The sequence below is a fragment of the Roseibium sediminis genome, assembly GCF_008711325.1.
Lineage (GTDB): Bacteria > Pseudomonadota > Alphaproteobacteria > Rhizobiales > Stappiaceae > Roseibium > Roseibium sediminis.
On record NZ_VXDB01000010.1, the window covers coordinates 76,889 to 97,021 of the forward strand.

Genomic DNA, 20,133 nt, shown 5'->3' on the forward strand with positions numbered 1-20,133 from the left:
ATCGGTGCCACTGCAATGGCCCAAGCGTGGAGGTCTCTTTCCCACAATGTAGAACTTGTCCAGTCCTCCACCGAAGGTGGAGGTTTAATGCTATGCAAGAAAAAACCGCCGCTCGATTGAGCGGCGGTTTTGCATTTGGGGTGACCTTCAGGTTTATCCCATCAGGGACGGCAAGAAGGTGATGATCGACGGGAAGGCCAGAAGCCCCGCAATCGTCAGAACATCCGCAACGAAGAATGGCACACAGCCGCGGAAGACTTCCTGAACCGGAATGTCTGGACGAACACCGGCGACGACGAAGCAGTTCAGTCCTATGGGCGGCGTTATCAAACAGAGCTCCGCCATCTTGACCACCAGAATACCGAACCAGATCGCACAGGCCTCACCCGACAGGCCAAAGGCGCTGTCTGCAGCCGAGACCGTTTCCCCGCCATTGAGAGCCATGACCGCCGGATAGACGACTGGCAGCGTCAGGATCAGCATGCCGATTGCATCCATGAACATGCCCAGCACCGCATAGGCAAGCAGGATCATCACCAGAACCATCCACGGCGAGAATTCCAGACCAACGATGAACGCCTTGAAGGCGTCCGGCAAGCCTGCAAAGCCGAGGAACCGGACATAGACCAGCACACCCCAGATGAGCGTGAAGATCATGACCGTCAGCTTTGCCGTCTCATGCAGCGCCTGACCAAGCTGCTTGGGCTTCATGCCTTTCAGGAAGGCCACGCAGAGAACGACAAAGGCGCCCAGCGAGCCCGCTTCGGTCGGTGTCGCCAGACCGAAAAAGAAGGAGCAAAAAATGATGCCCACGACCGCAATGATCGGGAAAGTGCCGGGCAGGGACTCGATCTTTTCGCTCCAGCTGTAGGATCGGGTCGGCGGTGCATCTCCCTTCCACATCGCAATGATCACGATAATCCCGACATAGATCAGCGCTGAGAACACCCCCGGCAGGAAACCGGCAATCAGCAACTTGCCGACAGACTGCTCCACCAAAATGGCGTAGATCACGAGAATGGCCGAGGGCGGGATCAGGGACGCCAGGGTTCCACCAGCAGCGACAACCGCGGCGGACATGCGCTTGGAATATCCGGCTTCCAGCATTTCCGGGATCGCAACGCGGGCAAAGACTGCTGCCGTTGCCACGGACGCGCCGGAGACAGCCGCAAAGCCTGCGGTTGAAAACACGGTACCCACCGCCATACCGCCGGGCAACCAGCCGAGCCATCGCTTGGCTGCCTCGAAGAGCTTCTTTGTGAACCCCGCATAAAAGGCCAGAAAGCCGATGAGGATGAAGGTCGGCAGGACCGAAAGGGCATACGTGACAGATTTTGAGTGCGGTATGGTGCCCGCCATCTTCACCGCCGTCATGAAGCCACGTTCAAAACCCTGCATGAGGGAGAAGTGGATGATCAGGCCGACTACTCCGGTAAGGGCAGCGGCAAAGGCCACACGGACACCGATGATAACAAGGACGAGCAGGACGCCCGTCATCATCAAACCTACTTCAAACGGAGTCATTTGCGGTCTCCTTCAGCTGCTTCGTCGCCGAAGGCTTCCTCGATTTCATGCTTGGCCGCTTCGGCCGCATCGTGAATGACCGGAACACCAACAGGGGTGGCCTCCGGATTGGCCACAAGGCGAGCGTATCCATAGGCCTGCAGCAGGAGGCGCAGAAACAACAGGCTCAGCGCGACAGGAACAATCAGCTTCGAAGGCCAGGTTTCCAGACCGATGTCCATCGTGCTGTCACCGAAGGTCCATGCGCGCTCGAAATGGAACCACGAGCCGTAGACGAGAAGTCCAACCACGAAAGTCACGAGAAGAACGCCAACCAGTTCGCAGATCCAGAGTGCCCTGCCCGAGAGCTGACCGAGCACGATTTCCATGCGGATATGCCCACCGACCCGCTGGCAATAGGCAACACCTGCAAAGGCGAAAATCGCCATGGCCTGTTCGGTGATGTCGATGAAACCCGGAATGGGAATGTTAAGGAGCAACCTGCCCAGAACCTGTGCGACAGCGAGCAGCATCAAGGCGAGGATGCTGAAGGCGGCAGCCAGGTTGAAGGCGTTTTCGATATGGGCAAGAGCCCCATCGAACTTGATATAGTTGCCCGATCCGCCCGGATCGGGTCGGTCTGCAAAGCCATGCATTGTCATGAATTTCTAGCCCCGGAAAGACGTTCCCCGGCGTTTTGGCGCCGGGGAGATCGTCATTTGGTTTCAGGCAGCAACGCCTCAGCCCTTGATCTTGGCACGGACCATGTCGAGCAGTTCCTGAGCAGGCAGGCCCTTTGCGGTCTGCTCTTCAACCCAGGACGCCCAGATCGGCCCGGCCTTCTCGCCAAACGCAGCAAGTTCCGCATCTGAGAATTCGACCTGAACAATGCCGCGCTCTTCCAGGGTCGGCCACCACTTTTCATAGACCTTGTCGTAGGTCGCAAGGTAATGGGCAAGCGCCGGTTCAACAGCTGAATCAAGTGCTGCACGGAAGTCATCCGGCAGGGCTGCGTAGGCGTCCATGTTCACGACAACCGGGCACTGAACGGTGCCGGGGTTGAGGTTCTTGGTCCACCAGTTCGCCACTTCAACGGTCTTGAAGGACAGGTGCGCGTGCGGGGCAAAGCTCGCTGCACGAACAGTGCCGGAGTCGATCGCCTGATAGGTTTCGGAGGCCGTTACCGAGGTCGGAACTGCGCCTACAGCTTCCATGGCCTTACCGAGACCGCCCAGCGCGCGAACGCGCATGCCGTTGAAATCGGCAATAGTGGTCGGTACATCACCCTTGCCCGCAAAGTTGTACTGCGGCATCGGCGACGGCATCAGCAGCTTTGCGTTCCAACGCGCCAGATCCTTCTGGACAGCCGGATGGTCGTACACAGCCTTGGAAACCGCAACTTCGGTCTGAAGGTCGGAAACGCCGAGGAACGGCAGCTCAAGCACAGTCAGGCTGGGGTTCTTGTCTTCATGATAAGACGCACAGAACTGGGCCATTTCGAAGGCGCCGATGGAAATACCGTCGAGGTTTTCGCGCGACTTGGAGAGGGCCTCTCCGTAATGCATCTTGATTTCGAACTTGCCGCCGGTCTTGGCAGAGACTTCTTCCGCGAGCTTTTCGACATGCTCGGTAAAGGCCCGGCGCTTGCCCCACAGGGACACGTTCCAGGTCACATCAGCTGCGAAGGTTTCAGTTGCAAAGACAAGTCCAAGGACCACTGCAGAGGCTGCAGTGGCGTGTTTAAGAGTGAACATACGTATCCTCCCAGATCGTTCATCGCTCTTATGCGGCGTCCGGAGCGCTCAAGAACATGACCGCTCTCGCCGAATGCTCCAACCATTGCAGGACGCGTGCCAAACGCCAAAAGAATTAACTTTTGCAACGCCGTGAAAGGCTTAACGGCTAGTGAACTCAAAGCCGGGATATAGAAGCGGCAAGAATCCGCCGACACCCTCGCCCAATAGGCAAGATTCCGCCGATCAGTCGACTGTTTCTTCCACACCCGCCTGAGACCGGCTCAGGCCATGGCGGGCCATCTTCTCATTGAGTGTCCGGCGCGGCAGCCCCAGTTCCTCCATAACGAGGTTGATCCGCCCCTGGTGCCGTTTGAGCGCATTGTCGATGACCGTTTTCTCGTAGGCGTCCATCAGCTCGCGCAAGGTGCCATCTCCAGCCCCTTGCGGCTCCCCACCGCGCCCGGCCACCAGCGTTGCCAGTGGCTGGCCGCCGACACCGGCATTGAGGACAAACCGTTCGGCGGCGTTTCTGAGCTCCCGAACATTCCCGGGCCACTCATAGGTGCGCAGGAAAGCTTCATCCTGCCCGCTCAACAAGGGCCGCTCCATTTCATATTGCGCAGAGAACCGGTTCAGGAATGTATCGAACAAGAGCTGCACGTCGTTGCCGCGCTCGCGCAGCGGCGGGACGATGATCTCGATGGTGTTCAGGCGAAACAGCAAGTCCTCACGCAAACGCTGATCTGTGACCGCCTTGCGCGGATCTTCGTTGGCAGCACTGACCAGCCTAATGTCGACCGGAACCGGACGCCTGCCGCCGATCCTGTCCACTTCCTTTTCCTGCAGCACCCGTAGAAGTTTTGGTTGGAGAGAAATCGGCATCGAGACAATTTCATCCAGAAAGAACACTCCGCCGTCGGCCTGCTCAATCCGTCCGGCGCGGGTTCTGTCGGCTCCGGTGAAGGCACCGGCTTCATGACCAAACAGTTCCGCTTCAACCATGCTTTCGGCAAGGGCTGCCGCATTGACGGCAACAAAAGGCTTGTCCTTGCGTTTGCTGAACGCATGAAGCGCCTGGGCAATCACTTCCTTGCCGGTTCCCGTTTCCCCCGTGATCAGGACTGCTGCGTCGGTCTTGGCGAAATGCAGAAGTCGTTCCCGGAGCGTCTTCATGACCGGGCTGTTGCCGAGTAATCGACTCTCCAGCGTGGAACTGTCCTTCAGGGACTTTTGCAGCGCGCGGTTTTCGAGAACCAACTGGCGTTTTTCGATCGCCCGCTGCACCACTTCCGCGATCCTGTCCGGATCGAATGGCTTTTCGACAAAGTCGTATGCTCCCAGACGCATGGCGTCGACGGCCATGGGAACATCTCCGTGACCGGTGATCAGGATGACCGGGATTTCCGAATCCACCACGCCGATGCGCTGCATCAGCTTGAGGCCATCCTCGCCCTGCAACATGACATCACTGACGACACAGCCGGGAAAGTCCGGGGTTATTCTGGAGATGGCTTCGTTCGCCGTTTCCGTTTCGATCGGGTGGAACCCGGCCAACCCCATCCATTGGCGAAGGGCTGCCCGCATGGACGGATCATCATCGACAACAAGCACCGGCGTGATTGTGGATCCGTCAGTCATTCGGCAGGCACCTTTTCATCGCTTTCGATCTGTTCCACCGGACATATTCGATCCGGCGCCGCCGGAAGGCTCAACACAAACTCCGCACCACCCATTTCGCTTTCCATCACGTCAAGGGTTCCACCAAGGTCCTCGGCAATTCGCATGGAAATGGACAGCCCGAGCCCCAGCCCTCCCGAACTCAGTTTGGTCGTGAAGAACGGATCAAATATCCGCGCCCGGTCTTCTTTCGAGATCCCCGATCCGTTGTCGGCAATAGAAACCTGCACCCGATCCCCGTCAAGAACCGCCGTCAGCGAGACTTCTCCCTGCCCCGTTTCCAGATGAGCCTGATTGGCCGCGTCGGCAGCGTTCTTGAGAAGATTCAGCAAGACCTGTTCGACACGATATCTGGCCGTATCAAGAGCAAGCGGTGTGTGGGGACAGCTGACGGACAGATTGACACCAGTCTCGTCAAAACGCGGACGGGCGATCTTGACCGAATCCCAGACGCATTCGCGCAGATCCACCCGCTCGATCCGGCTTTCCGCAGGTCGCGCAAAGCGTTTCAGTTCCTGAGTGAGATTGGCCATACGATCCTGAAGACCATCGATTTCATCCAGGTTCTCACGGGCGGCTGCGAGGTTGTCTCGCTCGAGAAACTTTCGGGTGCCCGCCACAAACATTCGAAGAGCTGCCAGCGGCTGGTTCAACTCATGTGCCACGGCTGCCGACATTTGGCCGACGGCTGCAAGACGGCTTGATCGGGCGAGCCCTTCCTGCGCGCGAATGAGTTCACTTTCCACTCGCCTACGCTCCTCGACCTCATCGGTCAGGCGCGTGTTCAAGGCTTTCAGTTCCGCCGACTCCTGCCGAAGAATGGCTGAGGCCCGTCTCAGCGCCCGTCCCCGGAGAAACAGGACGGCGACCGCATAAAGCAAGGCCAGCCCCAAGGCTGAGATCCAGACCGGCGTTTGCGCTCCGCTGACTTCCTTTTCCGGCACCAGATAATGAAGCTTCCAGCCCAGCAATCCGACGAAGGCCGCGTTGTGCCTATAGGTGACACCATCAATGCGCAAAAGACGCGGATCACCGGAGGTCTCTTCGGCCAGCGAGCGGAGGGTGTTGCCCGTATATTGTCTGGCGGCACTAATCTCCTCCAGAACAGCCGGGGCCAGCTGCTCTGTCGTTCGATAACGCCACGCAGCAACGCTGGACAGGAAGACAACCCCGTTTTCGTCGGTGACATAGACCGTTTCCCCGCCTTCACGCCAGGTTCTCTCGAGAACCTTCGTATCGACCTTGACCACGGCTACGCCACGCGGTTCTCCCACCACCGGTGTCGGTCGTGCCAGAAAAAGGCCCGGCAATCCTGTTGTCATGCCGACAGCAAAATACTGCCCCTCCTCGCCGCGGATCGCGGACTTGAAATACGGCCTGAAACCGTAGTTACGACCGATAAGAGAGAGCTCACTTCGCCAGTTACTGGCGGCAACCGTGTCACCCTTCAGGTCCATGACAAAGAGTTGCGACGCGCCTGAATTGGTCGCCATTTCCTCAAGGAACAGGTTGGCGACCTCCGTCTCGGACGGATCGTCCAACGCCATGATTGCCCTTGGATCACGAGCGATCATGTAGGGCAGATAGCGATACTTCTCGTAGACACCGAGGATGGTTTGCCGATAGAGCGTCAATCGTTCTGCTGCCATCCGGTCGCTGGCAACCTCGGCCCGGCTCACGGCAAGATGAGCCACGAGAGCCGTAACGGTTCCGAGCAGGAGAAGCGGCAGGGCAAGCAGAAACAGACGCTTATTCATGCAAACTATATCGCCGGTTTTTGTCCCAACGGCAAATCCTGATCCACACAGCGCAAAGTTTGCAACCTGCGAAGACTGGTCGTCTTTCCGCTCTGGACAGGGCTTGGTGCGCGCCGGTAACTTGCCGCCAATCAACGAGCAGGAGCAACCTGAATGGATTTTCAACCCACTGAAGAACAGGCGATGATCCAGGAAACCGCCCTCAGGTTTTCCGAGAGCATGCTGGAGCCGAATGCGGAAGCACTCGATCAGGGGGACGGGCGGGATATCCTTTTGGGCAACCTGCGCACCCTGGCCGAAAACGGCTTCATGGGACTCAGCGTTTCCGCCGACTACGGGGGCACGGAAGCAGGCAGTGTTGCCTTTGCCCTTGCCATTGAAGCACTTGCCCGCGGCTGCGCATCGACTGCCGTCACCGTTTCGGTGTCAAACATGGTGGGCGAGGTCATTCAGGCGGTTGGCTCGCAAGAACAAAAGACCGCTTATCTTCCCAAGCTTACTGACGGGACCTATTCGGCTGGCGCATTTTGCCTGACGGAATCCGGTGCCGGTTCTGATCCTTCAGCACTGAAAACGCGGGCTGTGAAGGATGGCGATCACTACATCCTCAACGGGTCCAAACTCTACATTTCCTCCGGCGAATATGCCGGTGTGTTTGTCGTTTGGGCTGTGACGGACCCGGACGCCCCGCGTGGGAAAGGGATCTCCTGCTTTCTTGTAGAGGCAGGAACTCCGGGGCTGGTGATTGCCAAGGCGGAAAAGAAAATGGGCCAGACCGGTTCAGCCACAAACGAAGTCGTCTTTCAGGATTGCCGTATTCCGGCATCTGCCCTGATGGGCAGGGAAAATGACGGCTTCCGTGTTGCAGTCGCGGAACTTGCAGGCGGGCGGATCGGCATCGCGTCTCTCAGCCTCGGCATTGCGCGAAAGGCCATGGATACGGCCAAGGCCTATGTGAAGGAGCGGCACCAATTCGGCAAACCTCTGGCCGACATGCAGGGCATTCAGTGGATGATCGCCGACCGCGAAACCGAACTGGAAGCTGCCCGACTTCTTATCCTGCAGGCCGCACAACTCAAGGATCGCGGCGAACCGTTTGCAAAGGCAGCCTCAATGGCGAAGCTGTTTGCCTCGGAAGCCGCCCAGCGCGCCACCTATACGGCGCTGCAGCTGCATGGCGGCGCGGGCTATATCAAGGATTATCCGCTGGAGCGATATGCGCGCGATGCCCGCATCACAACGATCTATGAAGGCACATCCGAGATCCAGTGTATGATCATCGCCCGCGAAGTATTGGCGGCAATTTAGGCTGTGTGGACGAATTGGCGGCCCTGTTTGCATCTGCTCACGATTTGATTGGCATCAAAGCTCTTTGCAACCAGACACCCTAGTTTGTGGAAAGGACACTGAATGCGCTGGCCTTCAAGGCCGCGCTGCCCAAGGAGATGTGTGATGCCGATCAAGGATATTCTCTCAGTTGTCGATCTCGCCGGCGATCAGCCGGCCAGCAAATACGCTCTGGAACTCGGCCTGCGTTACGACGCGCACGTCACGGGTTTGTCGATTGCCTTCGAGCCGGTGGTTCCGGCCTTTGCGGCGGCTCCCATGCCGGTTGACTATCTGCAAGTTGCGCATGAACAGGCTGTTGGCGCTGCAAAGGCGGCACAGGCCGATTTTGAGGAACTTGCCCGCCGGGCCGGTGGCAGATCGGAAAGCCGGATGACCGAACTTCTGACCGGTGGTCCGCTGGATGGTGTCATCCATCATTTCCGCACGACCGATCTTGTGGTTATGGGCCAGACAAACCCTGACAACCCCGAACCAATGCGCGAACTTCTGATCGAGACCGTGCTTTTTGAAAGCGGCGTTCCGGTTCTGCTGGTGCCGTATATCGGCGTAAAAGCGGTTGAACCTGAAAACGTTCTGGTCGGATGGGACGGCAGCGTCACGGCCACTCGGGCTATTCACGCAGCCCTGCCAATCCTGGCGCGTGCGAAGAAGATTACCGTTCTGGTCATTGAGAAGAAGGCTCGCGCAGGTGTGCAGCCGGGAGCCGATCTGGCGACCTATCTTGCGCGCCATGGCCTGAATGTCACTTTGGACGTCATCACCAAGCCCCAAACCGGCATTGGCGACACTGTGCTCAACTATGTTGCCGACAATGGCAATGACATGATCGTCATGGGTGGATATGGCCACAGCCGGATGCGTGAATTCCTGTTTGGTGGCGCGACACGCGAAATTCTGGAAGCCATGACTGTCCCCGTTCTGATGGCACACTGAGAGCAAGCTCCTCATTGTCACAGTGCTGCCACGGGCATGCGATCAATTGGCAAGGCCACCAATATCAGGTTGGTCATCTTCATGCTAATTGAACGCATGCCCTTTTCGCCTCAATGAGACCGTCGTGACCATTCGCAATCTGGATGCCTTTTTCGCTCCAAACTCAATCGCCATCATAGGCCCGTCCCGGCACTCCAGCCGCTTCACCGAGCGGCTTCTTGAAGGCTTGCCCCGCAGCCTGCAGAAGATTTCCTCCATCCATCTCGTTGGAATTTCCGCCCCAAAGGGCAGCGGGTACGAAACATGCTCCGACCATCGGCAACTGCCGGAAAACATCGGCCTGGTTGTCTATCTCGGCTCTGAACTGCAGGCCCCGGCGGTTTTCGAGAGCCTTGCCAGGCGCGGCACACGCGCGATCCTTATCCCGTCACCGGGCTTCGAGACCTGGCCGGAACATGTGTTGCAGGCCTGCCGGGAAGCCGCGCGACCTGCCAGCTTGCGCCTTATCGGACCGGGTAGTCTGGGCTATTGTGTTCCGGCAACCGGCCTGAACACCCTTTTGAGTGCTGTTCCCGCCGATCCCGGCGACATTGCCTTCATCTCCCGCTCGGGCGCGGTTCTCAATGCGACCCTTTCCTGGGCGAAACAGAACAAGACCGGCTTTTCCGCCGTTGTCTCGCTGGGCACCCGCATGGATGTCGATATCGGCGACCTGATAGATCACTTCGCACAGGACTATCGTACCCGGTCGATCCTCCTGCATGTGGAAGGCATTTCCGCGCCGCGGAAGTTCCTGTCCGCCGCACGCGCGGCTGCTCGCAGCAAACCGGTGATCATTATCCGCTCCGGGCGCAGCCGCGATGTGACATCCAGCGGGCGAACCCATGCCGGAAAACTCGCAACGCCGGACCTTGTCTATGACGCCGTGTTCCGGCGCACAGGCGTCATGCGGGTTGCCGATCTGGACGAAATGTTCGAGGCGGTGGAGACGCTATCGCGTGTTCGCATCCCCCAATGCAAAGCCCTTGCCGTCGTCTCCAACGGGCGAAGCCTTGCCAGCCTTGCTGCCGATGCCATCGTGGACCGGGGCGGAGCGTTGGCACAGTTGAGTGAAGAAACCAGCCGGGCCATTGCTCCTTTTTGCCGAAATGGTGGCGACACACCATCTTCTGCTCAAACTGCAGCAGCCCTCGTTCTGACCGAAGACATTCCCAATCAGGCCTTGTGCGACGTGCTGAAGACCGTGCTGAAAGATCCTGCCGTCGACGGTGTTCTGGCCCTTCAGGCGGGCACGGCCTTTACCTCGCTGTCCTCTTTTGGCGATGCAATTGCCGAAGCCGCAAAGGCAGACAAGCGCCGAACCGGTCGGAAGAAAGCGATTGTCGTCGGTCTTGTCGGCGGCAGTCCGCAGGACCGGACTGCGCTCGATGAAGCCCGTATTCCCAGCTATACGAGTCCTGCCGAGGCCGTGCGCAGCATCATGTATCTTGCCCGCGACGCCCAGTCGCGGGACTTCCTGATGGCGGCTCCGCCGAGCTTGCCGGTCGATTTCTCACCCGATGCCAAGACGGCACGCGCGATTGTCGACAAGGCCATGGCCAGCGGCCAGAAGTGGCTGTCTCCGGAAGAGGTTTGCGCCATTCTTGCAGCCTATCAGATACCGATTATCGAAACCCGGCTTGCAACGAGTCCCGAGGAAGCGGCCGAGTTGTCGCGCGGGATATTTCAAAGAAGCCGGCACTGCGTGGTGAAGCTCATTTCGCCTGACCTGCCGTTCAAGTCAAAATTCGATGGCGTGAGGCTCGGTGTTGAATCCCCTGCTGCGGTTCAGGAAGCCGCGCAAGAACTGATTTCCAAGACACAGGCAGCGTTTCCGGCCGCAACGATCGCCGGGGTCAGCGTTCATCCCATGCTGGAAGACCGCCACGGGGTGGAACTCTACATGGGACTGGCGGACACGCCGATTTTCGGCCCCGTAATGGTATTTGGTCATGGCGGCACGGCGGTCGAGGACAGTCTGGACATCTCGCTGGAGCTGCCCCCGCTGGACCTCAATCTCGCGGAGGCGCTGATTGATCGCACCCGCATCGTCCGGCTGCTGAATGGCGGCGAAACACGGCCGCGCCTTGACCGGGAAGCCGTTGCCCAGACGCTGGTAAAACTGTCGCAGATCACCATCGACATTCCGGAGATTCTGGAACTCGATATCAATCCGATTGTGGTGCGCAAGGAGGGCATTCTGGCGCTGGACGCCCGGATGACGCTTGGCACGCCGACGCAGCACCCGGGGCGCACCGGAGCCTCGCGCCTTGCAATTGCCCCCTACCCCAGCGAATGGGAGCAGACGCTGACGCTGAAAGACGGGCAAACCGTCTTCACCCGTCCGGTGCGTCCGGAAGACGAGGATCTGTTCAAGGCGTTTTTCGAGCAGGTTTCAGCCGAAGACCTTCGCCTTCGTTTCTTTGCGCCTGTTCGCGATTTCAATCGAAAGTTCCTCGCGCGGCTAACCCAGCTGGACTACGCCCGCGCCATGGCCTTTGCTGCCATTGATCCGAAATCCGGCGAGCTTCTGGGTGTGGTGCGGCTCCACGCGGACCCGGACCACAAGACCGGCGAATATGCGGTGATGGTTCGCTCGGACCTGAAAGGGGTCGGTCTCGGGCTGGCACTGATGAAGCTGATCATTCACTACGCCAAGGCTGACGGCATAGAGACAATCCGCGGCGAGGTGCTCAAGGAGAACACCAACATGCTCTCCATGTGCGAGGCTCTCGGGTTCGACGTCCATACGTCGCCCGGCGACCCCGGCATTGCCGAAGTCATCCTGCCGGTCGGTCAGGCTGCACGCGAAGCCTGACCGCCAAGTCGCGCTGCTTGTCTTGGAGCACGTCTCGTTTTTACTGAATCACTCGACGCGCTCTAAAAATTTGATTTGTCGCGTTTCCTGACGACGAACCGGTATCCACTTCGCCTGGAACGGCTTTAAGCCTTCAACTGGGCCTGCGCCCGGATTTGCGAAAGGGACGCTGCAGGCGTGATGGCTTCCGGATCAATCTTCAGGTGAAGGAGAGCCGGCTGGCCTGATGCAAGTGCCCGCTCCATGGCCGGACCGAAGGCATCTGTCGTCTCCACGGTTTCGGCAAAGGCGCCATAGGAACGGGCCAGAGCAGCAAAGTCCGGGTTCTTGAGCTCGGTTGCCGAAATACGAGCCGGATAGGTCCGCTCCTGATGCATGCGGATGGTGCCGTACATGCCATTGTCGACCACCACGACAATGATATTCGCGCCATCCTGACAGGCCGTGCCGAATTCCTGAATGGTCATCTGCAAACAGCCGTCGCCAGCAAAGCAGACCACGGGGCGGTTCGGGAAGGCCAGTTTGGCGGCAATGGCTGCCGGAAGGCCGTAGCCCATCGAGCCGGAAGTAGGGGCTGCCTGACTTCCGAACGTGCGGAACCGATGGAACCGGTGCACCCAGGTCGCATAATTGCCAGCGCCATTGGTGAAGATGGTGTCTTCAGGCATGTTGCCTTCAATCCAGTCCATGACACCTGCCATCTGCAGGGAACCCGGCGTCTGTGGGCGGGCAGCGGACCAGGCGAGATAATCCTCGTGCGCCTCTGCAACGGCGCTGCCACGATTTGTTCCGGCAGGTGCTGCAAGTGCGGCCAAAGCCTTGGCGAAGGCAACCGGGCTGGCGTGGATCGGCAATGCGGCTCGATAGACCCGGCCCAGTTCCTCCGCATCGGGATGAACATGGACAAGCGGCTGTTTCGGCTGGGGAATATCAAGCAGCGTATAGGACTGACTCGGCATTTCGGACAGTCGCCCACCGACCAGCAGCACCAGATCCGACTGGCGAACACGTTCGGCCAGCTTCGGATTGATGCCGATTCCGACATCACCGGCATAGTTCGGATGAAGGTGATCAAACAGCATCTGACGGCGGAAGGAACAGGCAACCGGAAGATCAAACGTTTCCGCAAACCGGGTGAAGTTGGCTACGGCTTCCTCTGTCCAGCGGCTTCCACCCAAAATGGCAATAGGTCTTTGCGCTGTCGCCAGACGCTCTGCCAGATCCGCCATCTGATCGGCACCTGGGTGGGTTTCCAGCTGGGTCCAGGCAGCGGGCTGGGAAACGGTTGCTGTCTCCACCAGCATATCTTCCGGCAAGGCCAGAACGACCGGGCCCGGACGACCGGATGTGGCAACGTGGTAGGCGCGCGACAGGAATTCCGGCACACGGTCCGCCTGATCGATTTCGGCAACCCATTTCGCCATTCCGCCGAACATCTGGCGGTAGTTCACCTCCTGAAAGGCCTCGCGCTCGCGCATGGATTGTTCGATCTGGCCAATGAACAGGATCATGGGCGTGGAGTCCTGCGCAGCTACATGGATGCCGGCAGCCGCATTCGTGGCGCCGGGACCGCGTGTCACCATGCAGATGCCGGGCTTGCCGGTCAGCTTGCCATGGGCTTCGGCCATCATGGCGGCGCCGCCTTCCTGACGGCACACCGTTACCGGGATACGGGCATCATGGAGCGCATCGAGAACGGCGAGATAACTCTCGCCCGGAACACAGAAAACCCGCTCGGCCCCGTGTTTCTCCAACGCATCCACCAGCAACTGGCCACCGGTTCTTTCCTGCGCGTTCATTCCATCACTCTCCAAACCTGATATCACCCAAAAGGATCTACCCTTTCGTATATCGCAGTTTCCCAAGGACTTGGAGAGTTCACCCCACGTTATTTGGCAATGAGATCATTTCGATATGGAATGAAAAAGCCGCGACCGAGGCCGCGGCTATCTTCCTGTCATGTCCCTGTATCCTGCTGGGCTCAAACAGGCTGCACGGTCACGACCTGGAAAGTGTGAAGGTCGCCATCCTCATCCTTGATGGACACATATTCACCGGGGAGAAAGGCATGGGCACCGAAACGATATCCTGCTTCATCATCATCCTCGCCCTCGATGTCATAGTGGAACGCCCAAGACCCGCCCGGACGATGGATCAGGTGGCCGAGTTCGTCTTCCTCGTTTCCCCAGAAGCGGCGCACACGACAATGCTCCCGCTCCTTTTTCCAGATCGCAGCATCAATATGTCCGGTTTCGTCCAGTGGGGCGGTGAATTCATAGCCGTGACGGGCAGACCCTTGCGGGTGCTCTTTGGTTCTCGCCAGATTAAGCCGGATTTTCCTGAGGGCTTTCAGATCGCTCATGACCTGCTTCCTTTCCGTTGTCTTCTCCAGACTGGCACAGGGCAGAATTCCTACATTGAGGGAAATCAAACCACTGGGTACAACTTGATGCCTCACTGCAAGCGCAGGGTGTGATACCAACCTCAAGAGATAAGAAGCAGGCGGATCGCGTGGGATGACGACACAGAACGAAGTCTTCGAGTTCCTGATGAGACTGCCATCGGACAATCCCGAACAGCCCGAGGTTGTCAGGATAGATACCGGCGCGAATGTGATTTTCCTGTGCGGCTCGAAGGCATTCAAGGTCAAGCGGGCAGTCAAATACCCGTTTCTGGATTACTCCACCCTCGCCTTGCGCAAAGAGGCCTGCCACCGAGAATTTCGGCTGAACACACCAAACGCCCCGCAACTCTATCTCGGCGCACGGCCTGTCACCCGATCACCAGATGGGCAACTGGCTCTGGATGGCCAAGGCCCTGTGGTTGAATGGGTTGTCGAGATGAACAGGTTCGACAGCAACAAGGAACTGGAAATTCTGGCGGAACACGAAAGCCTCTCGCCCGAACTGGCCGATGATCTCGCCGTCATGATGGCAAATGCCCATGACCGCGCACCGCCCATGGACGCCGGGCGCTTTGTCGATGAGCTTCGCAAATACCTCTCCCAGAATGACGACGCCTTTGCCGATGCCGGTGACATTTTCCCCGTTGATCAGGCCAAAGCCTTGTCGGAACGGGCCAGTGCCGTTTTGGCCGAAATTGAACCCATCATTCTAAGGCGCGGCAAGGCAGGCCTTGTGCGACTTTGCCATGGCGATGCCCACACACGAAACATCGTGCTGCTGGACGGAAAACCGGTGCTCTTTGATGCAGTGGAGTTCTCCGATGACATCGCCACCTGCGATCTCCTCTATGACCTTGCCTATCTTTTGATGGATCTTTGGGCACTTGGTCAAAAGGCTGCTGCCAATCGCGTTTTCAATCGATATCTGGACAGGACTGCAAGACCGGAAGATCTGGAAGGCCTTGCCACCCTTCCCTTTTATCTGATGATGCGGGCAGCGCTTCGAGCGAAGATTTCGGCGGCCAATTCTTCCTTTCAGGCGAAGGACGCGGACAGGGACAGACTGGTCCGTGATGCAAAATCCTATTTCCAGCTGGCACAGGATTTCCTGAGCGAAACCCGCCCGATGTTTGTCGCCATCGGCGGCTTTTCGGGGACGGGAAAAACCACCACCGCCTATGGACTTGCTCCCGAGCTTGGCCCCGCGCCGGGTGCCCGGGTGCTGCGAACCGACGTGGAACGCAAGGTGTCTCTTGGGTTGGCGGAAACAGACCCGGCGCCTCCGGAAGCCTACACCCGTGAGCGGTCCGATGCGGTTTATGTCGCACTTGAAAAAAAGGCACGCGCAGTGCTCGCGGCCGGTCAGTCAGTGATTTTCGATGGCGTTCTCGGCGCCCCTGCGGAGCGCGATCGGCTGGAGCAGATCGCGACACATGCCGACGTGCCCTTTGCTGGGATCTGGCTGGAGGTCCCGATCGAAATCGCCAAGGAACGCGTTTCCAAACGCGAGAATGATGCGTCGGATGCAACACCGGAGGTCATCGACTTTCAGGCGACGTTCGATATCGAACCGCTCCACTGGCCGAGGGTTTCTGCCGGAGAAACACCACAGGCCACTCTTGCTGAAGTTCGGAAACACACAGCCTAGAGTATTTCCAGGCGAAGTGGATACCGGTTCGCCGTCAGGAAATGCGTCAAATCAAATATTTAGGGCACGTCGAGTGATTCAGTGAATGCGAGACGTGCTCTAGAGCCCGGATGCCCTGAGCAGGGCGGCGCAGACAGCCGCCACGACCACCGCAACAAAGTCGCGTTTCAACACCGCCATCACCAGAGCGGCCATCGCAAGCGCCATCATGGTGGAAAGCCCGCCTTTCAGGGCAATCGGCAGAATGGTGGAGACAATGATCGCCCCCGGCAGTGCCTCAAGAGCCCGGCGCACACGCGGTGTCAGGGGCACCTGCCCCATGATCCAGTAGCCGCATGCCCGCATGGCATAGGTTACTGCCGTCATGCCAAGGACAGCGACGATGAACATCCAGTCTGCAGGAATGAGCGGTTCACTCATCGAACATCGCTCCCGCAATGGCTCCGGATATCGCCCCGGTGAGAATGCCCCAGTAGCCGCCGGTCAGATACCAGGTTCCGATGGAGACAACGGCCGCCGTCAACCAACTGACGGTTTGACGTTTGCCCTTCCAGAGCGGCACCAGCATGGCAACGAAAAACGCAGGCAGGACAACATCGAGGCCCCATGCGGCAGGATCTGCGATCGCATTTCCCGCCATGTAACCGGGGATCACCGACAACGCCCACATCACCCACAGAAACAGACCGCTTCCGAGATAAATGCCCCAGTCGCGCTCGCCCTTGCCGTATTCCCGCAAGGATAGCAGCCAGTTGATGTCTGTCAGGAAGTAGAGCGAGGGATAGGTTTGCCAGGCGGGCACACTTCCCAGCCAGGGCCGGAGGCTCGCCCCCAGAAGCAGCATGCGCATGTTGACTGCCGCCGTGACCCCGATCATCGCCAGCATGATCCCGTAGGTCAGCTGCGACTGGTAGATCTCCATGGCAACAAACTGGGACGCACCGGCAAACACCATGGAATTGATCAGGAACGTCTCGAAAAGTGTGAGCCCCTTTTGGGCGCAGACAGTTCCAAACACCGCACCGAACACCATTGACGCGGGCAGGATAGGCAAACTGAGCCGAATGCCCCTGAGGCATCCGGCAAGGGACAGGGTTGCGGGTTCTGCGTTCATGACACCATCTGCCGGAGCTCACGTCCGGACCGGAAAAACCTTTGCCGGGCAAGCCGATGCGTTCGGCCCGCCTCGGGTCGGCTTCTCCTTACCCCCTGTCGACCCATCAGCACAAATCATCATATTTGATAGACCCATCACCAACGGTTGTGGCGCAAGGTCACAACAGGACGTCGTACAGCATGCGAAGGCCGGTGAACCCGAGGAAGATCGCAAAGACAAGCTTGAGCTTGGACGGATCAATCGTGTGGGCAATCTTGGCGCCCAAAGGAGCCGACAAGGTGGACGCCGGGATGATCAGCAGGAAGCCGATCATGTTCACATAGCCCAGGGAAAAGGGCGGACGGTTTTCAACACCCCAGCCGAAATAGATCGACATCAAGGTTCCGGGAACCGCGATGATCAGCCCAATGGCTGCCGCAGTGCCAACGGCCTTGCGGATGGGGTAGTTGAACAGCGTCAATATCGGAACTCCAAGAGTTCCCCCGCCGATGCCCATCATGACGGAAATTCCGCCGATCATCACGCCTAGGGTTTCGCGGATCGGGGTTCCGGGAAGCTTTTCCGCCAAGGCTGCGCCATCCTTGCGGAAAAGCATGTTGGCCGCGACCGCGAGAGCCACCACACCAAAGACCACAGTCAAGGCGCCGCCGGAAATATTGCCGGCCAGTGTCGCGCCGCCGATGACGCCGAGCGCAATAGCCCACCACCAGGTTTTCAGCAAATCCATGTCCACGGCACCACGTTTCCAGTGGGCCCTTGCGGATGAGGCGCCGGTTGCAAGGATCGTGGCGAGCGAAGTTCCGACCGCCACATGCATGAGGACGGTCGGATCCACCTTGAGGAACGTGAACATGTAATAGAGCACGGGGACAATGACGATGCCGCCTCCGACACCCAGTAGCCCCGCGATAATGCCCGCAACGACACCGGTTGCCAGCAAAGCCGCCGCCAGAATTGCCAGCGACAGCAGACTGATATCTTCCATGTTCCACGCCTTGTCTGGTTGATCGGCGGAACGATAGGTCGCCCTTTCCAGAATTACCAGTACGGATCAGCGAGTGCCGGTTCGCCTGGACGCAAAAACTTCAACCGTAAATGTGCCCTACCCCTTTGCCAGGCTTCACATCGAAGTGATTGTTCCGTGTCCCCGCTTAGCGCTGTAATGCATTGAAAGTAAAACAGAACAGACTTAGATCCGACCGGCGCTGCAAAAGCTTGAGACAACTGACTGGTATCGGCAATTCGAGGCGTTCTTCCCAAGGGTTCAACAGATCCTCGCAAGCTACCCTCTCCAACCGAAAGTCCGCAAAAAGGATAAGACATGTACATTCTCTATATTGAACAGGGGTGTCCCTACGGTGAACGCGTCATGGCATTCATGAGGAAGAACAATATCCGTGCGGAACTGCGGGACCGCGACACAAAGAACTACGAGCAGGAACTGATTGCGCGCGGCGGCAAACGGCAGACCCCGTACCTTGTCGACGAAGAGACCGGGGTGGAGATGTACGAATCTGCCGATATCATCGCGTATCTGAAGAAGAAACTGAACATCGCCTGAGCATCTGCCCTCAAGACGACAAAGAATGCAGGAGGCCTACATGCCCATTCCGATCAGCAGGAAACCCAGCGGCTATTTCCATGGCTCGCGCGATGCCAAGGTTCAAATCGAGGCATTTATCGACATTCAGTGCCCACATTCCAAGCTCGCATGGCCATCCCTTATCGCGCTCAAGGAACACTACACGAAGGGCGAAATCGGTCTTGCGGTTCACCTGATCACCTTGAGCAATCACCGTCAGGCATGGGACGTGAGCAAGGGCATTTTTGCTCTGGCCGGTGACAACGACGAGACGTTTTTTGCCTTCGCAAGCTATCTCTATGCCCGTCAGGCCGACTACTACAACGGCCCGTTCAGGGACAAGACCCATCAGGACCTGTTGAACCTGATTGCGGATTTTGCGGATGACTTTTCCGGCTTTGACCGCAAAGAAATGCTGAAACGGATCGAAACGGGCGAGGTCTATACGGATGCGCGCACGCCGATTCGCTTTGCCTCAACAAAAGGTGTCTGGGCGACGCCGACATTCTTTCTGAATGGCTCTGATCTGGTCGGCAAATTCTCCGAGGAGCCGACACTGGACGAGTGGAGAGCGGTGGTCGACCCACTCCTCTAAGCATTCCTGTGCCCCTTGGGTGCCCCCCGGGAGCGTATCAGCTCGAGAGGCCTTAAGGCTCAAGGTTCGAACACGCAAAGGGTAGCCAAGGCGGGTAAGACCGATAACAATGGTGGCGACGTCAGCATGACCGGGATACGGGCTGTGCTGGCGTTTCTCTTTGTGACGTTGTTATCTGAAAGCTCATGACGCGCTTTATTCTGGCAGCCTATACGTTCAATCAATTCGTCGCACCCTACCAAAGCCCGCGCATCAAGGGGTTTCGGGACAGGGAGCCTGCGGCCTTTGCCGCGATCGAAGACGCACCGGGCTTCATTGCACGGTCCGGTTATGACAGCGAGCCCGGCCCGGCTAGCTGGGGCACTCAAGTCTTTCCGAAATACTGGGAAGACAATGGCGATGGCTTTGCCCCGTCAACGCTCTCCCTTTGGGAGACCCCTGAAGCCTTGATGGCTACGACCTTTCATGGTCGGCATGGAGAAGCCTACAGAAAAGGCAGTGAGTGGCATGCCCACCCAGCGCCCTGGCCAAACTATGTTCTTTGGTGGGTGAACGAAAGTCATCGCCCTGATTGGGCGGAAGCAGTCCAACGGCTCGAACATCTGGGAGACCACGGGCCAACCCCAAAGGCCTTTACATTCAAGGCGCTGTTTAATTCCTCCGGCGGCACAAGCAAGGCCGATACCGCACTCATGCGCAAACTGGCTGCATCCGACGGGTGAAGCGGTCGCACAGGAGGGGAAAGTCTAAAAATCAGGGAGAAATGGTACAGACGAGTGGATTCGAACCACCGACCTTCGGAGCCACAATCCGACGCTCTAACCAACTGAGCTACGTCTGCCTGTATCGAAGTGGCGCGGAACATAAGAGCGTTCCGCCTCGATTGCAAGCCGTTTTCTAAACAGATTGCTTTCGTTCCACAAGAGCCAATTTTGCCAAAAACAAATGACCAGTGGATGAAAAAACGCCCCACA

Annotated in this window: 17 protein-coding genes and 1 tRNA gene; 7 read left to right on the forward strand and 11 right to left on the reverse strand. The window is 58.3% G+C overall.

The features are described from left to right. Positions 1 to 153: 153 nt before the first annotated feature. The 5 genes from F0155_RS11780 to F0155_RS11800 form a co-directional block, all read right to left on the reverse strand. Positions 154 to 1,524 carry a TRAP transporter large permease gene (locus F0155_RS11780; protein WP_150524712.1) on the reverse strand — a complete coding sequence of 457 codons (1,371 nt, stop codon included), beginning with the start codon at positions 1,522 to 1,524 and terminating at the stop codon, positions 154 to 156. After that, the gene (locus F0155_RS11785; RefSeq protein WP_150524713.1) at positions 1,521 to 2,165 is read right to left on the reverse strand and encodes a TRAP transporter small permease subunit; all 645 of its coding nucleotides are present in this window, start codon (positions 2,163 to 2,165) and stop codon (positions 1,521 to 1,523) included. Before F0155_RS11785 ends, F0155_RS11780 begins: the two co-directional genes overlap by 4 nt. A 78-nt stretch (positions 2,166 to 2,243) precedes the next feature. Then, complete coding sequence (locus F0155_RS11790; RefSeq protein WP_150524714.1) at positions 2,244 to 3,257, reverse strand: C4-dicarboxylate TRAP transporter substrate-binding protein; 1,014 nt, start codon at positions 3,255 to 3,257, stop codon at positions 2,244 to 2,246. Between the two features lie 225 nt (positions 3,258 to 3,482). Then, positions 3,483 to 4,877, reverse strand: coding sequence for a sigma-54-dependent transcriptional regulator (locus F0155_RS11795; protein ID WP_150524715.1), 1,395 nt, complete (start codon positions 4,875 to 4,877; stop codon positions 3,483 to 3,485). Beyond that, positions 4,874 to 6,673, reverse strand: a complete 1,800-nt coding sequence (locus F0155_RS11800) for a sensor histidine kinase (RefSeq protein ID WP_150524716.1) — start codon at positions 6,671 to 6,673, stop codon at positions 4,874 to 4,876. Before F0155_RS11800 ends, F0155_RS11795 begins: the two co-directional genes overlap by 4 nt. A gap of 153 nt (positions 6,674 to 6,826) precedes the next feature. Here F0155_RS11800 and F0155_RS11805 point away from each other — a divergent pair, with 153 nt between their 5' ends. The 3 genes from F0155_RS11805 (at position 6,827) to F0155_RS11815 (ending at position 11,813) form a co-directional block, all read left to right on the forward strand. Then, on the forward strand, positions 6,827 to 7,981 hold the full coding sequence (locus F0155_RS11805; RefSeq protein ID WP_150524717.1) for an acyl-CoA dehydrogenase family protein: 1,155 nt from the start codon (positions 6,827 to 6,829) through the stop codon (positions 7,979 to 7,981). Positions 7,982 to 8,125: 144 nt separating this feature from the next. Continuing rightward, positions 8,126 to 8,956 carry a universal stress protein gene (locus F0155_RS11810; protein WP_150524718.1) on the forward strand — a complete coding sequence of 277 codons (831 nt, stop codon included), beginning with the start codon at positions 8,126 to 8,128 and terminating at the stop codon, positions 8,954 to 8,956. Positions 8,957 to 9,080: 124 nt separating this feature from the next. Then, the gene (locus F0155_RS11815; RefSeq protein WP_150524719.1) at positions 9,081 to 11,813 is read left to right on the forward strand and encodes a bifunctional acetate--CoA ligase family protein/GNAT family N-acetyltransferase; all 2,733 of its coding nucleotides are present in this window, start codon (positions 9,081 to 9,083) and stop codon (positions 11,811 to 11,813) included. A gap of 125 nt (positions 11,814 to 11,938) precedes the next feature. On the opposite strand, the gene F0155_RS11820 is transcribed toward F0155_RS11815, so the two are convergent. Together F0155_RS11820 and F0155_RS11825 are read right to left on the reverse strand one after the other, a co-directional pair. Continuing rightward, positions 11,939 to 13,612: a thiamine pyrophosphate-binding protein gene (locus F0155_RS11820; protein ID WP_150524720.1), complete on the reverse strand. Its 1,674-nt coding sequence runs from the start codon at positions 13,610 to 13,612 to the stop codon at positions 11,939 to 11,941. Between the two features lie 182 nt (positions 13,613 to 13,794). Next, the gene (locus F0155_RS11825) at positions 13,795 to 14,175 is read right to left on the reverse strand and encodes a hypothetical protein (protein WP_150524721.1); all 381 of its coding nucleotides are present in this window, start codon (positions 14,173 to 14,175) and stop codon (positions 13,795 to 13,797) included. A gap of 154 nt (positions 14,176 to 14,329) precedes the next feature. Between F0155_RS11825 and F0155_RS11830 the strand changes: the two genes are divergently transcribed. Beyond that, complete coding sequence (locus tag F0155_RS11830) at positions 14,330 to 15,865, forward strand: P-loop nucleotide/nucleoside kinase family protein (protein ID WP_208999244.1); 1,536 nt, start codon at positions 14,330 to 14,332, stop codon at positions 15,863 to 15,865. 99 nt (positions 15,866 to 15,964) lie between these two features. Here F0155_RS11830 and F0155_RS11835 read toward each other — a convergent pair whose 3' ends face one another. The 3 genes from F0155_RS11835 to F0155_RS11845 all read right to left on the reverse strand — a co-directional run bounded on the left by F0155_RS11835 (position 15,965) and on the right by F0155_RS11845 (position 17,967). Continuing rightward, positions 15,965 to 16,285, reverse strand: coding sequence for an AzlD family protein (locus F0155_RS11835; RefSeq protein WP_150524722.1), 321 nt, complete (start codon positions 16,283 to 16,285; stop codon positions 15,965 to 15,967). Continuing rightward, the gene (locus F0155_RS11840; protein WP_150524723.1) at positions 16,278 to 16,979 is read right to left on the reverse strand and encodes an AzlC family ABC transporter permease; all 702 of its coding nucleotides are present in this window, start codon (positions 16,977 to 16,979) and stop codon (positions 16,278 to 16,280) included. Before F0155_RS11840 ends, F0155_RS11835 begins: the two co-directional genes overlap by 8 nt. Before the next feature lie 160 nt (positions 16,980 to 17,139). Beyond that, positions 17,140 to 17,967, reverse strand: a complete 828-nt coding sequence (locus F0155_RS11845; RefSeq protein WP_150524724.1) for a sulfite exporter TauE/SafE family protein — start codon at positions 17,965 to 17,967, stop codon at positions 17,140 to 17,142. Between the two features lie 336 nt (positions 17,968 to 18,303). Here F0155_RS11845 and F0155_RS11850 point away from each other — a divergent pair, with 336 nt between their 5' ends. From F0155_RS11850 to F0155_RS11860, 3 genes are all read left to right on the forward strand, one after another. Then, positions 18,304 to 18,543: a glutathione S-transferase N-terminal domain-containing protein gene (locus F0155_RS11850; RefSeq protein ID WP_150524725.1), complete on the forward strand. Its 240-nt coding sequence runs from the start codon at positions 18,304 to 18,306 to the stop codon at positions 18,541 to 18,543. A gap of 40 nt (positions 18,544 to 18,583) precedes the next feature. Beyond that, a complete protein-coding gene (locus F0155_RS11855; RefSeq protein ID WP_150524726.1) occupies positions 18,584 to 19,159 on the forward strand; it encodes a DsbA family protein in 576 nt (191 codons plus the stop codon). A gap of 185 nt (positions 19,160 to 19,344) precedes the next feature. After that, on the forward strand, positions 19,345 to 19,881 hold the full coding sequence (locus tag F0155_RS11860) for a DUF3291 domain-containing protein (RefSeq protein ID WP_150524727.1): 537 nt from the start codon (positions 19,345 to 19,347) through the stop codon (positions 19,879 to 19,881). A gap of 42 nt (positions 19,882 to 19,923) precedes the next feature. Here F0155_RS11860 and F0155_RS11865 read toward each other — a convergent pair. After that, positions 19,924 to 20,000, reverse strand: a tRNA-His gene (locus F0155_RS11865). Positions 20,001 to 20,133 lie beyond the last annotated feature (133 nt).

Coding starts and splice junctions, on each gene's coding strand:
- F0155_RS11780 (WP_150524712.1), bottom strand. CDS start 1,524: ATGACTCCGTTTGAAGTAGGTTTGATGATGACGGGCGTCCTGCTCGTC.
- F0155_RS11850 (WP_150524725.1), top strand. CDS start 18,304: ATGTACATTCTCTATATTGAACAGGGGTGTCCCTACGGTGAACGCGTC.
- F0155_RS11825 (WP_150524721.1), bottom strand. CDS start 14,175: ATGAGCGATCTGAAAGCCCTCAGGAAAATCCGGCTTAATCTGGCGAGA.
- F0155_RS11860 (WP_150524727.1), top strand. CDS start 19,345: ATGACGCGCTTTATTCTGGCAGCCTATACGTTCAATCAATTCGTCGCA.
- F0155_RS11835 (WP_150524722.1), bottom strand. CDS start 16,285: ATGAGTGAACCGCTCATTCCTGCAGACTGGATGTTCATCGTCGCTGTC.
- F0155_RS11820 (WP_150524720.1), bottom strand. CDS start 13,612: ATGAACGCGCAGGAAAGAACCGGTGGCCAGTTGCTGGTGGATGCGTTG.
- F0155_RS11790 (WP_150524714.1), bottom strand. CDS start 3,257: ATGTTCACTCTTAAACACGCCACTGCAGCCTCTGCAGTGGTCCTTGGA.
- F0155_RS11840 (WP_150524723.1), bottom strand. CDS start 16,979: ATGAACGCAGAACCCGCAACCCTGTCCCTTGCCGGATGCCTCAGGGGC.
- F0155_RS11810 (WP_150524718.1), top strand. CDS start 8,126: ATGCCGATCAAGGATATTCTCTCAGTTGTCGATCTCGCCGGCGATCAG.
- F0155_RS11845 (WP_150524724.1), bottom strand. CDS start 17,967: ATGGAAGATATCAGTCTGCTGTCGCTGGCAATTCTGGCGGCGGCTTTG.
- F0155_RS11830 (WP_208999244.1), top strand. CDS start 14,330: ATGACGACACAGAACGAAGTCTTCGAGTTCCTGATGAGACTGCCATCG.
- F0155_RS11795 (WP_150524715.1), bottom strand. CDS start 4,877: ATGACTGACGGATCCACAATCACGCCGGTGCTTGTTGTCGATGATGAT.
- F0155_RS11785 (WP_150524713.1), bottom strand. CDS start 2,165: ATGACAATGCATGGCTTTGCAGACCGACCCGATCCGGGCGGATCGGGC.
- F0155_RS11855 (WP_150524726.1), top strand. CDS start 18,584: ATGCCCATTCCGATCAGCAGGAAACCCAGCGGCTATTTCCATGGCTCG.
- F0155_RS11800 (WP_150524716.1), bottom strand. CDS start 6,673: ATGAATAAGCGTCTGTTTCTGCTTGCCCTGCCGCTTCTCCTGCTCGGA.
- F0155_RS11805 (WP_150524717.1), top strand. CDS start 6,827: ATGGATTTTCAACCCACTGAAGAACAGGCGATGATCCAGGAAACCGCC.